The 14,884-nt window shown below is 68.7% G+C and carries 14 protein-coding genes; 11 read left to right on the forward strand and 3 right to left on the reverse strand.

The annotated features are described in order from the left end of the window. Positions 1-88 precede the first annotated feature (88 nt). A complete protein-coding gene (locus tag CRP29_RS10880) occupies positions 89-805 on the forward strand; it encodes a FadR/GntR family transcriptional regulator (protein WP_217991534.1) in 717 nt (238 codons plus the stop codon). Between the two features lie 36 nt (positions 806-841). Here the strand turns inward: CRP29_RS10880 and phtC are convergent, their stop codons facing one another. Next, the gene (gene phtC / locus CRP29_RS10885) at positions 842-1,603 is read right to left on the reverse strand and encodes a 3,4-dihydroxyphthalate decarboxylase (protein WP_217991535.1); all 762 of its coding nucleotides are present in this window, start codon (positions 1,601-1,603) and stop codon (positions 842-844) included. Continuing rightward, positions 1,600-2,484, reverse strand: a complete 885-nt coding sequence (locus CRP29_RS10890; RefSeq protein WP_245852775.1) for an NAD(P)-dependent oxidoreductase — start codon at positions 2,482-2,484, stop codon at positions 1,600-1,602. The genes phtC and CRP29_RS10890 overlap by 4 nt, the downstream gene beginning before the upstream one ends. Positions 2,485-2,854: 370 nt before the next feature. Here CRP29_RS10890 and CRP29_RS10895 point away from each other — a divergent pair, with 370 nt between their 5' ends. The 9 genes from CRP29_RS10895 (at position 2,855) to CRP29_RS10935 (ending at position 13,167) form a co-directional block, all read left to right on the forward strand. Further along, entirely contained in the window at positions 2,855-4,306 is a 1,452-nt protein-coding gene (locus CRP29_RS10895) for a tripartite tricarboxylate transporter permease (RefSeq protein WP_217991536.1), read from the forward strand. After that, the gene (locus CRP29_RS10900) at positions 4,303-4,857 is read left to right on the forward strand and encodes a tripartite tricarboxylate transporter TctB family protein (protein ID WP_097195080.1); all 555 of its coding nucleotides are present in this window, start codon (positions 4,303-4,305) and stop codon (positions 4,855-4,857) included. Before CRP29_RS10895 ends, CRP29_RS10900 begins: the two co-directional genes overlap by 4 nt. 141 nt (positions 4,858-4,998) lie before the next feature. Further along, entirely contained in the window at positions 4,999-6,036 is a 1,038-nt protein-coding gene (locus tag CRP29_RS10905) for a tripartite tricarboxylate transporter substrate-binding protein (RefSeq protein ID WP_097195081.1), read from the forward strand. A 114-nt stretch (positions 6,037-6,150) separates the two neighbouring features. Next, on the forward strand, positions 6,151-6,876 hold the full coding sequence (locus CRP29_RS10910) for an isochorismatase family protein (protein WP_097195082.1): 726 nt from the start codon (positions 6,151-6,153) through the stop codon (positions 6,874-6,876). Positions 6,877-6,923: 47 nt separating this feature from the next. After that, complete coding sequence (locus CRP29_RS10915) at positions 6,924-7,334, forward strand: universal stress protein (RefSeq protein ID WP_141437103.1); 411 nt, start codon at positions 6,924-6,926, stop codon at positions 7,332-7,334. 194 nt (positions 7,335-7,528) lie between these two features. Next, positions 7,529-8,857 (forward strand): MFS transporter, encoded by a 1,329-nt coding sequence (locus tag CRP29_RS10920; protein WP_176522921.1) that lies wholly within the window; start codon positions 7,529-7,531, stop codon positions 8,855-8,857. A 412-nt stretch (positions 8,858-9,269) separates the two neighbouring features. Then, complete coding sequence (locus CRP29_RS10925; protein WP_097195084.1) at positions 9,270-10,295, forward strand: amidohydrolase family protein; 1,026 nt, start codon at positions 9,270-9,272, stop codon at positions 10,293-10,295. 38 nt (positions 10,296-10,333) lie between these two features. Next, positions 10,334-11,965, forward strand: a complete 1,632-nt coding sequence (locus CRP29_RS10930; RefSeq protein WP_097195085.1) for an FAD-dependent monooxygenase — start codon at positions 10,334-10,336, stop codon at positions 11,963-11,965. 221 nt (positions 11,966-12,186) lie between these two features. After that, positions 12,187-13,167 carry a substrate-binding domain-containing protein gene (locus tag CRP29_RS10935; RefSeq protein ID WP_097195086.1) on the forward strand — a complete coding sequence of 327 codons (981 nt, stop codon included), beginning with the start codon at positions 12,187-12,189 and terminating at the stop codon, positions 13,165-13,167. Positions 13,168-13,233: 66 nt separating this feature from the next. Here the strand turns inward: CRP29_RS10935 and CRP29_RS10940 are convergent, their stop codons facing one another. Further along, positions 13,234-13,977 (reverse strand): IclR family transcriptional regulator domain-containing protein, encoded by a 744-nt coding sequence (locus tag CRP29_RS10940; RefSeq protein WP_217991537.1) that lies wholly within the window; start codon positions 13,975-13,977, stop codon positions 13,234-13,236. A 463-nt stretch (positions 13,978-14,440) separates the two neighbouring features. On the opposite strand from CRP29_RS10940, the gene CRP29_RS22715 reads away from it, so the two are divergent. Continuing rightward, positions 14,441-14,593, forward strand: a complete 153-nt coding sequence (locus CRP29_RS22715; protein WP_176522922.1) for a hypothetical protein — start codon at positions 14,441-14,443, stop codon at positions 14,591-14,593. Positions 14,594-14,884 lie beyond the last annotated feature (291 nt).

The raw sequence follows: 14,884 nt of genomic DNA on the forward strand, positions 1-14,884 counted from the left end.
CGTCTCCCGAGGCCCTCCCACACCCGCACGTCCGGGAAGGGTTCGTGTTCGTGCAGTAACCTTCCCACCCGATGAGAGGAGACCGGCGGTGAGCGACGGCGTTGTCCCGTCCAATGCTGACCTGTTCCAGCCGGTGGCCGTCGGGCGGATCTCGCAGGCGATCGTTCACCAAGTGCGGGCCTTGATCCGTAGCGGTGAGCTCGGTATCGGAGCGCGACTTCCGTCCGAGCGCGAACTCTGCGAACGCTTCGAGGTCAGCCGGGTGACCGTGCGCGAGGCCCTCCGGGTGCTCGAAGCCGGCGGTCTCATCGACATCCGCGTCGGCGCGCGGGGCGGCGCGTTCGTCACCGCGCCCACCACCAGGCGGATCGGCGAGGGGATCACCGACCTGCTCAGTCTCTCGGCGCTCTCCGCAGTGGAGGTGACAGAGGCCCGCGAGGTGTTCGAGCTGGGCGTGGTTCCGCTGGTGTGCGCACGCGCCACCGAGGAGGAGCTCGACGAGCTTGTTGAGCTGTGCAACGAGGCGGAGCGGGCGCGTGACGCGGGCACGTACACGGTCACGATGTCCTTCGATTTCCACCTCCAGATTGCGGCGGCGGCACACAACCCGGCACTGGTGATGCTCATGCGGTCGCTGCGGGAACCCGTGCTGATGTCCTTGCGCGAGGCGCAGCACGAGGGACGCCAAGGCGTGGCGGAGCACCGGACCTTCGTCGAGGCGGTGCGCGCCCGTGACCCCGAACGGGCTCAGCGAATCATGGCCGACCACCTCCAGCGGACTGCTCGCCGCGTCGCGGGACACTGAGCGGGACCTGCCGGACCGGCTCCCGCTCAGGCAATCTCAGAGGTCGCCGGCGAGGTCGGCGTGCTCGAGCCGGCGGATGTTGTAGGCCCAGACCTGCGCGTCGTTAAAGGCGGACCCCAGGTCCGGCATGGCTGCGATGTCCTCCGCCGACAGCTCCGGCGGGGTGGTGCCGAAGCTGCTGGCCTGCAGGGTCATCCGGGCCAGCGCATCGAGGTTGAGGGCGCGCACGACGGCCTGCTCCACGGACTCGCCCGTGGCCACGATGCCGTGCCCGCGAAGGATGCACGCGGGGCGGTCGCCCAGAGCGCGGGCCACGTCGCGCCCCAGCTCGGGCCGGTTGATGAGGACACCACGCGGATAGATGGGGATGCCAGCCTGGGCCATGCGCATCGCCGGGATGTTGTAAGCGCCGACGATGGGCCGGAGCGGCAGACCGGCCAGGTCTGCCGCGACTACTGCCGGGGGGTGCACGTGCACCACGGCCTGGACGTCGGGCCTTGCCCGGAGCACCTCGGTGTGGATGGGAAGCTCGTTCGGCGCCGAGAAACCGGGGGGCAGGTCACTCTGCGCGTCCAGGGAGGCCGCATGGACGTCCGCGCAACCGGTGAAGAGCAGTCCGCGCTCCTGCGGACCCCGGCATCGGACGAGGAGCTCGTTGGATGCAGTGCGGACGCTGATGTGCCCGAGGATGTCCTCGGCCAGGCCACGGAAGGCCAGCACCCGACAGCCGAGGGCCACGAGCTTGCGGAGTTCCGCGGAGGAGCCGAGGCCTGGCGTGATCCGGTGGGTGATGGTCACGGTGACTCTCCTGTTCGTGGCGGCATCGCCCGCAGCTCCTGAAGAAGGGCGGAACTCTCCGGGTAGGGGCGTCCGCGATAGGGGGTGCCACCGACGGTGACGAAGAAGTCGACGGCCGCCGACAGCAGTCGGCTGCGCACGCCCGCCTCGGCGGCCATGGCCTCGGCGAGGGCGAGATCCTTCTCGATCGTGCTCGCCGGGGCGTGGGCCGCGATTCCCGCGGCGTCGCCTCGGAAGAACTCGGCTGCGGTCGAGAAGCCGGAGTCCGACCCGCTGGACTCCTCGATGGCCGTGGCCACCGTCTCGGCGTCTAGCCCCAGGGCAGAGCCGACGAGCAGGGCCTCCGACGATGCCAGGTACCAGCTGTACTTCACCTGCTGGTTGAGCAGCTTCACGGCGTACCCCGCCCCCCGCCGTCCGCAGTGGACAATGACGCGGGAGACCGCAGCCACGACCTCCTCGTCGGCACCGAGCACGCCTGCCGGCCCGCCGACCAGCACCGTCATGTGCGGCGCCTTACGACTCACCGGACAGTCGACGTACCGGCGTCCCGCGGCGTCGAACGCCTCGCCGAGCACCTCGGCGAGGCGGGGCCCACACGTGGACATGTCCAGCATCGCGCCACCGGGTCGCAGCCCGGCGAGCACGCCGGTCTCGGGATCCAACGCTACATGCCGAACCTGGGTCGGCCCGGGCAGGAAGGTCAAGACGACGTCGCTGGCCTCGGCCAGGGCCCGCGGACTGGTCGCTGCCTCCGCGCCCCGAGCCACCATGGTGGCCACCGGCTCTGTCCGGATGTCGTAGCAGCGGACCGGCCAGCCGGCGTCAAGCAGCGACTCGGCCAGGGCGATGCCCATGCCCCCAAGACCGACGACTCCCACTTGTCGCAAGAGCGTTCCTTCCCGTGAGGCGCAGCAGAAGCTCTTTCTGCGAGCGGGACTGTACGTGGCTTTTAGTGCTGCCGACAAGCCTCAGTTCCCGCCAAGGGAGGGACCGGAGCTGGTCTCGAACAGTGGGCGCGATGGGGTTGACAAAGAACTCCTTTCTGCCCAACCATCCTCGGGGACGTGATCCACAGCACGTCAGACGCAGGGCGATCGGCCCGGACCCCACCCCCTGGGAGCCGATCGCCGCGCTCGAACCAGCTGGCCGACCTCGGCCATGCCGGCCACTACGTCCTCTGGAGTTCTCGTGGGCGAGGCACTTCTCGACAGCTTGTCCCAGGTTCTGCAACTGCAGACCCTTGGCCTGATGCTGCTCGGCGTCGCGATCGGCTTCGTCGTCGGGATCCTGCCCGGGCTCGGCGGGCCCGTGACGCTGGCGCTGATGCTGCCATTCACGTTCACCATGGAGCCGGTCGAGGCCTTCGCCTTCCTGCTCGGAATGCTGGTCGTGACCTCCACGACCGGCGACATCACGTCGGTCCTCTTTGGCATCCCGGGCGAGGCGACCTCGGCAGCGGCCACGCTCGACGGCTACCCCCTCACCCGCCGGGGCCAGAGCGGCCGTGCCCTCGGCGCGGTCCTGTTCAGCTCCGCGCTGGGGTCGGTGTTCGGCGCCCTGGTCCTCGCCCTGTCGGTGCCTGTGATCAGACCGGTAGTGCTCGCCCTCAGCGCACCGGAGTTCTTCATGCTGACCCTGGTCGGCCTGACATTCGTGGTGGCGCTCTCGGGGAAGAACGTCACCAAGGGCCTTCTCATGGCCGTCCTGGGCCTGCTCGTGGCGCTGATCGGGATCGACTCGCAGGAGGGCATCCCGCGTTACACGATGGACCAGATCTACCTGTGGGACGGCATTCCGCTGGTACCACTGGTCGTCGGCCTGTTCGGCGGGGCCGAGGTGCTCCAACTCATGCTTAGCCGGAGCAGCATCGCGTCGAAGGCAAGTGACGTGCCCACCCGGATCACCGGCGTAGGCGAGGGGATCCGGGACACGCTGCGCCACTGGCCGGTCGTCCTGCGGTCAAGCGCCATCGGCTCCACCATCGGCATGGTCCCGGGTCTCGGCGGCTCGGTGGCCCAGTTCATCGCCTACGGTCAGGCGCGCCAGTCGTCCAAGAACCCGGAGCAGTTCGGCAAGGGCGCGATCGACGGCGTCATCGCCAGCGGCGCGGTCAACAACGCCAAGGACGGCGGTTCACTCGTCCCCACCGTCGCGTTCGGGATCCCGGGCGGCGCGGCGACCGCCGTGCTGCTGAGCGCTTTCCTGATCGCCGGGCTCGACCCCGGTCCGGAGATGCTGACGACCGAGCTCGACGTCACCTACTCCATGGTGTGGATCGTCGTCCTGGCCAACTTCGTCGCCGTCGCGGCCGCCTTTGCCTTTCTCCGCCCGCTCACCCGCCTGACGTTCATCTCCGGCCCGCTACTCGTGCCCTTCCTCCTGCTTCTACTGGGGCTGGGGGCCTACAGTTCCAGCAACTCCTTCGGCGACGTCCTGGTCATGCTGATCGCCGCGGCCATCGGCGTGGCCTGCATCCGCTGGGACTGGCCCCGCGTGCCGTTCCTCCTCGCCGTCGTGCTCGGCGGTATTGCCGAGCGGTACCTGTTCGTCTCCTACTCGCTTTTCGGCTGGGACTGGCTCCTGCGCCCGGCCGTTATCGGCATGGCCGTGGTGCTTGTCGGAGTCTTCGTGGTCCCGGCGCTGCGCCGACTCCGTAACCGCCCCCAGACCGCCCCGCTCACCGAGGACGTCCGTTCGTGACCACGCCCGATACCCCCGCCGGTACCGCGCCCGCGGCGCCTACCGCCAGGCAGAAAACCGAGCACCGGCTGCCGGTGGTCGACATCGTCATCAGCCTCGGCCTGGCAGCGCTCTTCGGCAACGCATTCTGGATCGCGACGGAGTGGTCAGAGCGCGCCGGGCTGTTCCCCCGCATGGTGACCTTGCTGGGTGTGGCTCTTGCTCTCCTGCATGTGGTGATGCTGCTCCTGCGCGCCCGCCGCGCCGTGCCGGTGGTCGAGTCGCGGGTGGACGCCGACGACGAGGCCGAGGGCGACGTCGAGTACGTCTTCGCCCATGCCGGTGGCCGCGTCTGGGCCGGCTCGCTGGCATGGGTCGCGGCCTTCTTCGTGGGGCTGTACGTGGTTGGCCTGTTCGTCACCGCCCCGCTTTTCGCCTTCACCTACCTGAAATTGTCGGTGCGCAGGTCGTGGGTGTTCAGCCTCGTCTACGCGGCCGTGGTCTTCGCCGTGCTCTACCTCGCGTTCGAGGTGGCGTTGCAACTGCAAGTCCCACCCGGGCTCTTCTTCTGATCTGCCTCCGCCGGGCTCCTCAGGCCGGCAGACGGCAGCAAGCCCCTCGACCCCGACGCACCGTCGCACCCTCCGGCTCGTCGGTCACCAGCAGCACCCCGTACGGGCACCACGACAGCTACCCGAACCAAGGAGAACGCCATGACCCACAGGCCCTTGACCGCCCTGCGCCGTGCCGGCGGAGCCGCCGTCCTCGTCGCCGCTCTCGCCGCATGCGGGCAGGACGGTGAGACGTCCGGCGACGGTGCCGAGGCGAATTTCTACGAAGGGGAGAACCTCGACTTTGTGGTCCCCTACGACGCCGGCGGTGGCTACGACGTCTACGCCCGCGCCATCGCCCCGTATCTGGGGGAGTGCCTGGGAGCGGAGGTCGTGGTGCGCAACGAGCCGGGCGCCGGGAGCCTGCTCGCCACCAACGCCACGGCCGCAGCCGGGCCCGAGGACCGCCGCATTCAGATCACCAACTCAGTGGGCACGACCAGTGCGCAGATCGCTGGCGCCGAGGGCGTCATGTTCGATATGTCCGAGTTCTCCATGATCGGCCGGCTGGCGACCGCTCCGGACACGGTCGCCGTTGCCGCCGACAGCGACCTCGAGGACTTCCAGGACATCATCGACTCCGAGGAGACGGTGCGTTTCGTCGCCACAGGCCCCGGCAGCAACGAGTACATCGCAGCCAGCGTGCTGTCGGCCATCTACGGCTTCCCGTACGAGGTCATCACCGGCTTCGGCGGCTCGGGCGAGGCCCGGCTGGCCGTCATCGCGGGCAACGCCGACGCCCACGCCAGCACCTGGGACAGTCACCTCGGTGCGATCGAGAGCGGTGAGCTGAACCCGGTCCTCGTCACCAGCGACGAGCCGGTCGAGCTCCTTCCCGACACCCCCGTCCTCACCGACTTCACCCCCGAGTCGGAGGAGGGGCAGGTGCTGGTGGAGGACCTTGTGAACCTGGAGACCCTCGGCCGCGGCCTCGTGGCACCCCCCGGGCTGCCCGAGAACCAGCTGACCGAGCTGCGTGAGGCCTTCGAGTGCGCCACCACCAATGAGGAGCTGATCGCAGAGCTCGAGGGCCAGCAGCGTCCGCTGGACGTGCTCAACGGTGACGAGTACCTCGAGCTGATCGAGTCGGTGATCGACTCCTCCCCGGAGTTCATCGAGGCGGTCAAGGCCTCCTTCTGACACCGGGGACTGGGGGCGCCGGCGAACTGCTCGGCGGCGCCCCCAGCGACCTCGCTGTCCCGATTTCCGGGGGCCGGCGCACTGCGCCGTCTGCCGCCGTTGGAGGTGCCGTCCATGTCGTCGAACGTCTCTGCTCTGGACCCCTTCGAGGACCACTGCTGGCGCGACGTCATCCCCGCCGAGACTCTGGAGGTCTACCGGTCCTACCAGCGGGAGACCGGGATCGTCGGCCTGCCGGCGGTCCTGGCCGTCGACCTCTTCAGCGGCGTGTTCCCCGAGGGCCCGATGACGCTGGCCGACGCCGTTGCCCGCAATCCGCGGAGCTGTGGCCCCTACGCGTGGGCGGCGCGCACGCCGATCGCCACCCTCCTCAACTCCGCCCGCGGGCGCGGCCTCCCCGTGCTCTTCAGCAGCCAGAACCCCGAGACTTCACGGGCAACCAACCGTCCCCCGTCCCAGCGCGACGCTGCAGACCTTTCTCTCGATCCCTTCTTCGGACCCCGTGCCGGCGAGCTGGTCGTCCCCAAGCGCCGGGCCAGCGTCTTCTTCGAGACAGACCTCGCCGACCACCTTGAGCGGCTGGGCGTCGACACACTGATCCTGTGCGGAGAGACCACGAGCGGCTGCGTCCGGGCGACCGCCGTCGACGCCTACTCCCACGGCTTCCACGCGGTAGTGGTCGAAGAAGCGGTGTTCGACCGCAGCCCCCTCAGCCACAAGGTCAGTCTCTTCGACCTGCACCACAAGTACGCCGACGTGATGTCCCTCGCCCAGGTGGAGCAGGCCCTGGCCGCATGTCCGGCGTCCCCGTCCACGGCCATTCGGCCGCGCACACCCTGACGCCGTCGCCCACGGTGTAACCCACGAGCTCCGGAAGCGAGTACTCCGTGTTTACCAACATCCTCGTAGCCCTCAAGGAGAACCAGCCGCACGAGCCGCTGCTGGAGCTCGCGAAGAAGGCCGGCCCCAGCCCCGCGCGCGTGCACCTGGTCACGCTCGTGCGGGTGGGGACCGAGGACGACGAGATCCAGCGGCTCCGCCGCACCGAGCGCAGCCTGGAGGAGCAGGCGAAGATGCTCACGGGCGAGGGCTACGAGACGACCTGGGAAGCGAGCATCGTCGCCGTCAGCGCCGCGGTGGACCTGGTGCGGATCGCAGCCACCCGGGAATCGGACCTGATGGTCATCGGGCTGGCCAAGCGCACGCGGGTGGGCAAGGCTCTGATGGGCAGTGACGCGCAGCGCATCATGCTCAGCGCCGAGTGCCCCGTCCTCGTCCGGCAGCTGCACGGGATGTAGCCATCTCGGCGAGGCTCCGCACCATCATCGACACCGCTGCCCCCGGAGGGCGCCGATCGGCCCGGAGGAACGTGCACTCGCGCTTGAACAGCTCGGCCGACCGACACCGGGGGAACCGTCCCGCCGAGCTCCGGAGCGCCCCCCCGGCGTCCCGGTTCGGACGACATCGGGCCGTCGATCTGGGGCCACGTCTGGTGGTGCCGCTCTGCGCCGGTGCGGTGCTGAACCCGGTCAACTCCACGGTCATCGCGACCGCCCTTTCCCCCATCGGCGGCGACCTGGGAGTCGGTCCCTCGGCTACGGCCTGGCTCGTGGCGGTGATGTACCTGGCCAGCGCCATCGGCCAGCCCGTGGCCGGACGGCTGGCTGACCAGTTCGGCCCGCGGCGGGTCTTCCTCGCCGGCGGCATGCTCGTCGCGGTGGCCGGCGTGCTCGGGGCGCTCGCACCGGATTTCAGCTGGCTGCTGGCCTCCCGGGCCCTGGTGGGTCTGGGCACGGGGGCGGCATTCCCGGCGGCGATCGCGATGCTCCGGGAGCAAGCCGGTCGACTGGGTGTGCCCACTCCCCCGCGCACGCTGGCCTTGCTGAGCACCGTGAGCCTGGTGACGCTGACCGTCGGCCCCCCGCTGGGCGGCGTCCTCGTGGACACCATCGGTTGGCGGGCCGTCTTCGCGGTCAACGTGCCGCTCGGTCTGGCCGTCACAGCCCTGGGCTTCCTCCTGCTCCCCCGGTCGTTGCCCCGGCACCGGGAAGCACGAGCCTGGCGGCTGCTCGACCTGCCCGGAACTGCCCTCTTTGGGGGCGCCGTCTCGCTCTTCCTGCTGACCACGATGAAGTTGCCGCGGCCACCGGCTGCAGTCCTGCTGGGCCTGGTGGGTTGCCTGCTTCTCCTCGTCCTGGTGGAGGTGCGCGTGCGTACGCCGTTCATCGACCTCCGCATGCTGGGCACGAACGCCGCGCTGGTGACCGCGTACGCGCGGGTCTTCCTCACCTTCCTGGTCGTGTATGGGGTGCTCTTCGGGCTGACTCCCTGGCTCCAGGACAGCCGGGGTCTGTCCGCGAGCGCCGCGGGGCTGGTACTCCTGGGCATGTCGGCGGTCGGCGCCGTCGCGGCCTTCGTCGGCGTCCGCGGTCGGCGCCTGCTCCCCCCGTTGATGGTAGGGGCGCTGGGCCTCCTCGCGGGGAGCGCCGGAATGCTGGTCCTGGACGCGGACTCGTCGATCGCTCTGCTCGTTCTCGTGTGCGCGGCGTTCGGCCTGCCCAACGGCCTCGGACTCGTGGCGAACCAACTCCTCGTGTACCGAGCGGCGCCCGCGGACCATGTCGGGGCGGCAGCGGGCCTCTTCCGAACCGCGCAGTACACCGGCGCGATGACCGCCACGGGTGTCGCAGCGCTCGCCTACGCCGACGGCGTCTCCGGCGACGGGCTGCACTTCCTGGGCTGGGTCTCCGTCGGAGCGGGAGCTCTGCTGCTGCTGCTCACGGTCGGCGACAGAGGCCTGCGCCGGTTCGCCGAGGTCTGAACGATCCCGCGCCCAGGCACCATCGGCGCGGGGGCTCGGACCCCTGGTTCAGGCGGCGGCAGCGGGGTGCCCGATGGCGTCGCAGCCACCGGCATGAGCCGCCACACCGTGCTGTCCGGGTCACCTTCCCCTGCACGCCCTCCAGCGGCACCGGGGACGGGGCGCACCCCTGTCGTCTGTCCCGACCACGCGATTTGGCCTGGCGGCGGGACCTCACGGATATGTGGCCTGAGTGTGTTGACCATGGCGCAGGGCTCCCGGTACGTTCGACCAGCGCACAACGGTTCGGCATGCGAACACGACTCGCAGTCGTAGCCCCCTCTGGATAAGTGACGTCGTACAAAAATCACCCGCCGCTGCGCAGGACCAGAGCTGCGCCAGGCGAGGAACGGCCACGACGGAAGGTCCCACAATGAAGATCGATGCGTTCTGCCACATCATGCCGCGCCCGTATTTCGATCGCTTCTTCGAACTGGACGCACCCCCGGACGTGCAGAACCTGCGTAAGCGTGTTTCCAACATCCCGGCACTCGTCGACATGAACGTCCGTTTCCGCCAGATGGACGAGTTTGGCGACTACCGGCAGATCATCAACATCGCCGCTCCGCCGGTGGAGTTCTTCGGCTCGCCCAAGATCTCCAAGGAACTGTCCCGGATCGGCAACGAGTCAATGGCGGAGCTTGTCGCCGCACACCCGGAGCGCTTCGCTGGATGGACAGCCTGCGTGCCGATGGACGACCCGGACGCCGCCGTCGAGGAGCTCGAGTACGCGGTGAACGAGCTGGGTGCCCTCGGTGCTCAGATCTACACCCACGTCGCCGGCCACCCCATGGACGAGCCCCGGTTCGACCCGTTCTACGCCAAGGTCGCCGAGCTCGGTTCACTGCTGCAGGTGCACCCCAGCCGGAGCTCCGCGTGGGCGGACTACCCCAGCGAACAGCGCTCCAAGTACGAGATCTGGTGGACCTTTGGATGGGAGTATGACCTGTCGGCCTTCATGGCGCGCATGGTCTTCTCAGGAGTACTCGAGCGCTATCCCGACCTGAAGATGCTCATTCACCACGGGGGCAGCATGGTGCCGCACTTCTCCGGGCGCGTGGGGCCAGGCTGGGATCAGCTGGGCGCCCGTACTCCTGAGGACCAGAAGGACGACATCACCGGCTACCCGTTGACGAAGCGTCCACTGGAATACTTCAAGATGATGTACGCCGACACCGCGATGTTCGGTGCCGCCCACGCTCTCCGCTGCAGTATCGACTTCTACGGCGTCGACCATGTGCTCTTCTCGTCGGACAGCCCATACGACCCCGAGAAGGGTCCCGGCTACATCCGCGCCACGATCAAGAACCTCCAGGAGATCGGCCTCAGCGAGGCCGAACAGGACGCCATTTTCCGGGGCAACGTGACCAAGATGCTCGGCCTCGAGCTCAAGGGCTGAGCCGAGCCTCTCAATCCGCCACGTTCCGAGGAGACGTTGTGAGCGACCCGCAAGTGATCATCGTCGGCGGAGGGCCGGTCGGCCTCAGTCTGGCCATCGACCTGGGGCAGCGAGGAATCCGCTGTCTCCTGCTCGACAAACGTCCCGCCCCGGGACGGCTCCCCAAGATGGAGCGGTGCAACGCCCGGACCATGGAGCACTACCGACGGCTGGGGCTGGCGGACATCATCCGCTCGGCAGGTTTCGACACGGACCTGCCGATGGACGTCTTCATCTGTCTGGAGGACGTCACCCGGCCGCCACTGGTCCAGCATCGTTATCCGTCCGTGGAGGAACTGAAGCAGCGGTCGCATGACGTAAACGACGGCACCCAGCCGGCCGAGCCGTACCAGCTGATCTCCCAGTACACGCTCGAACCACTCCTGCGCTCGGTCGCGGAGGCGACCCCGGGCGTAGAAGTCCGGTTCGGGCACGAGGTCGTCGACTTCGCGCAGGACGAATCGGGCGTCACGACGCGCGCCCGGACCCTGGACGGCGACGACCTGTCGCTCCGTTCGGACTATGTCGTCGGCTGCGACGGAGGGTCCAGCACGGTTCGCGCCCGGCTGGGCGTGGAGCTCCGGGGCGAGTCCCTCCTCGAGATGCAGCAGGCTCTCTTCTACTGCGAGGACTTGTTCGACCGGATCCCCATCGGTAAGGGCCGGCACTACCACGTCGCGGACGATCAGCACTCGTTCCTGATCGTCCAGGACGACACCAAGCATTTCTCTCTGCACGCCGTCGTGGACAGCCCTGACGACATGCCGAAGCTCTTCGAGCGCATCGTCGGTATGCCGATCGACTACGAGATCCTCTACACCGGATCCTGGACGCAGCGACTGATGGTCGCCGACCGCTATCGCGACCGGCGGGTACTGATGGCCGGTGATGCCGTGCACCTCGTGATCCCGACCGGTGGGCTGGGGATGAACACCGGCCTCGGCGACGCGATCGATCTGGCGTGGAAGCTGGCCGGCACGCTCCAAGGCTGGGGCGGCCCGGGCCTGCTCGAGTCCTACGAACTCGAACGACGGCCCATCGGGCTGCGGAACGTGGCTGCCTCGAAGAAGGCGGCGACGGGGCGCCGTGCCTGGCGAGCCATGTGGAAGTCCGACATCGCCGACAACTCGCCCGACGGGGCGCGAACGCGCGCGGAGCTCACCCGGGTCGCCGACCGCGAACAGCGGTGGAGCAACGACCTCGACGGCATCGAGCGAGGTTACCGCTATCTCGACTCGCCACTCATCGCGCACGAGGTCGAGGAAGGCCCCGACCCGGACAGCTTCACCTACACCCCCACGACATGGCCCGGCGCGCGCCTGCCCAATGTCTGGATCGACGGATCAACCGCTGTGCAGGACCGGGTCGGCAAGGGCTACACCCTCCTGCTCCTCGGGAACACGGACGTGGCGCTGGACGACCTCACCGACGCCTTCGCCGCGCACGGCGCCCCGTTCGAGACGGTGCACGTCAACTCACCCCAGGCCCGCGAGGTGTACGGGCACGACCTCCTGCTTCTTCGGCCCGACATGCACATCGTCTGGCGGGGAAGCACTCCCCCGTCGGACCCGGCACGACTGGTGAACGCTGCAACAGGCGCTGACCTGTCACCCACCGTCGACCATCCCTGATGGCCCGCGCGTCCCCTGAGGCACCTCGGTTCCGGGTGTGACGTCCCGCATGGGTCCTGGGCGAGTTCGCATGCCCTTGTCCGGATGACGAGGCCCTCGCTGTGATCATGCTGCTCGCGGCGCCGTCAGGAGCCCGCGGAACAGGGTTTGGCAACGACTGCAGGAGCCGGCAAGGACGCCGGTCGAGCTTCCGTAGATCAACGCGTGAAGGAGAAGTGAGTGTGGGCAGCAAGGTGCGGATGACCATCATGGTCGGGGACTACGACATCACCCGTCCGATCCTCGACGGCACGGTCCAGCCGCAGGGGGTCGACCTCACCGTCCTGACCGCTCCGTCGCCACCGCGCCACTGGCGCATGCTCAAGCACCGGGAGTTCGACGCCGCTGAGCTGTCCATGGGCTCGTACGTGACGCGCCGAGGCCGCGGCGAGGACGACCTCGTGGCCATCCCGGTCTTTCCGCATAGGCGCTTCCGTCACGGCTACGTATTCGCGTCGGCACGCTCCGACATTCGGCGCCCGAGCGACCTCTCGGGGGCCGCGATCGGGATCCGCAGCTGGCAGACCACCGCCGGCGTCTGGTTGCGCGGCATCCTGGGCGAGCACCACGGTCTCGCCCTGGACCAGGTCCGCTGGGTCGCCCAGGACAGCGAGGACGTACCGCTCGACCTGCCGCCGGGGGTGCACGTGGACCGCGTTCCCGCGGGACGCACCATCACCGAGATGTGTGTCGAGGGCGAGTTGGCCGGCCTCATCTACCCCGAGATCCCAGGGCCGATCCGCCGCAACGAGGGCACCATCCGCCGTGTGTTCCACAATCCCAAGAGCGCTGAGCAGGAGTACTACCGTACGACCGGAATTTTCCCGATCATGCACACCGTGGCCATCCGGGCGGAACTCCTGGCCGCCCATCCGTGGATTGCACGCAACCTCTTCGATGCGTTCCAGGAGGCCAAGCGGTTGGCCTACGAGCGGATGGAGGATCCGCGCACGGTCAGCCTGGCCTGGCTGAGGGCCCTCATCGAGGAGGAACGGGCGCTCCTCGGCCGCGACCCGTGGGAGTACGGCCTCTCCGACCGGAATCGCAGAACGCTGGAAAGGTTCCTCGGGTACGCCGGTGAGCAAGGGATGGTGGGCCGCGATGTGACCGTCGACGGACTCTTCTACCCGAGCACGCTCGAGACCCCACCCCGATCGGTGTGATGGGGTTGTCCGAGGCGGCCCGACCGATGCTGCTCCGTCCTTGACGCCCCGAGCCGCGTCGCCGTGTCAGCGAGTAACCAGATCCTCGTGCACGGCGGCGGCGACTTCGAGGAGAACGGGGAGGACCTCACTCCGGAAGGAGTCCGCATCCCGCCCGCTGGTGTGGGCCGAGACGTTCATCGCAGCGATGACCGAGCCGCTGCCACCGCGGATGGGCACCGCGACCGAGCGGAGACCCTCCTCCAACTCCTGCTCGGTGACGCAGTAGCCCTGGGCGCGGACCGTCGCCAGCACGGAAGCCAATTGACGTGGATCTGTCACGCTGCGGGACGTGCTCGGAGCCATCGCGACAGTGGACAGGTACCGCTCCAGCCATTCGCGGTCCTGGTAGGCGAGCAGCACACGCCCCATGGAGGTGGCATAGGCGGGGAAGCGGGTCCCCACATTAATGGACAACGTCACTATCCGCCGAGTGTGAACGCGCGCGACGTAGACCACCTCGTCCTCGTCGAGCACGGCAAGGGAGCAGGTTTCGCGCACCTGGTGCACGAGCCGTTCCATGTGTCCCTGCGCCACCTCCGGCAAGCTGAGTGCGGACAGGTAGGCGTACCCCAGTTCCAGCACCCGGGGACGGAGCGAGAACACGCGGCCGTCCGTCTGCACATAGCCCAGCTCGACCAGTGTGAGGAGGAAGCGGCGAGCAGCGGCTCGGGTGAGGTTGGTGGCGCGAGCGACTTCAGTCAGGGTCAGTTCAGGAGTCTCTTTTCCGAATGTCCGGATGACGGCCAGCCCGCGCTCGAAGGCACGCACGAAGTCCGGGCTCCGGGTCTCACGCCCATCCTCACCGCCGGGCTTTGACACGTCTGGGGCGGTGGACATCAGGGGTAGCAGGACCAAAATGGCAACGGGCCGTGCGCTGGGGGGTGAGAGGGCGCCGACGCGGCGATCTGGCGCCCGGACCACCTTCCGTCGTGGCAACGCCGGTCATCCACGATGATCCCCCTTCCCAGGCAGCTCTCAGTGCCCACCTCTGCGACCGTCGACCGACCATCTCCAGCTGTAGACTACTGCCTTTAGCGCCTCGCCCAGACGAGAATGGGGACTGTCGCGACTCGGTCGAGACTCGGTCTGCCGGGATCTCGTCTTGCGGAGAAGATGTCGCTGTGCCCAAGGAGTTCCCGCCGGAGTACAGCGTGACGTCGTTCGGGTCACTCGCCGCGGTGACCTAAGCCAGGCCGCGGCCGCTGCTGACTTCGACATCTCAGTCGGGTCCGTGCGCCGCTGGGCGCGCCCGGCCGCAATTGACGACGGAGTCGTCGACGGGCAGACCAGCGCCGAGCAGGACGAGCTCGTGCAGCTGCGCCGGGAGAAGCGGCGGCGGGAGATGGAGAACGAGACGAGCGGCACCAGCCGATCGTCTGTCTGACCGAACGCTACCTACGCCCGCCGACGCCGGCAGCGGGCCCTCGGCGAACTCACCCGGTCGAATACGAGCTCGCCTTCACACTCATGCCGCGCTCAGGCCGCAGTCGCGGCACGACCAGTCCCGACCGCCGTCAACCGAAGCTGCAGGAGTCCCGCCGCACCCTGCCCCTATGTCAGCGAGGCTGACCGCGTCGCCGCCTGTCCAGGCTTCTCCACCGGCACGACCACCACCGCGGCTACACCGCACTCGTGGTCTGTCTCCCGCCGTCCGCGTCACCCATGACCGGTGGTG

Origin of the sequence: Blastococcus aggregatus, assembly GCF_900221005.1 — a bacterium.
GTDB lineage: Bacteria > Actinomycetota > Actinomycetes > Mycobacteriales > Geodermatophilaceae > Blastococcus > Blastococcus aggregatus.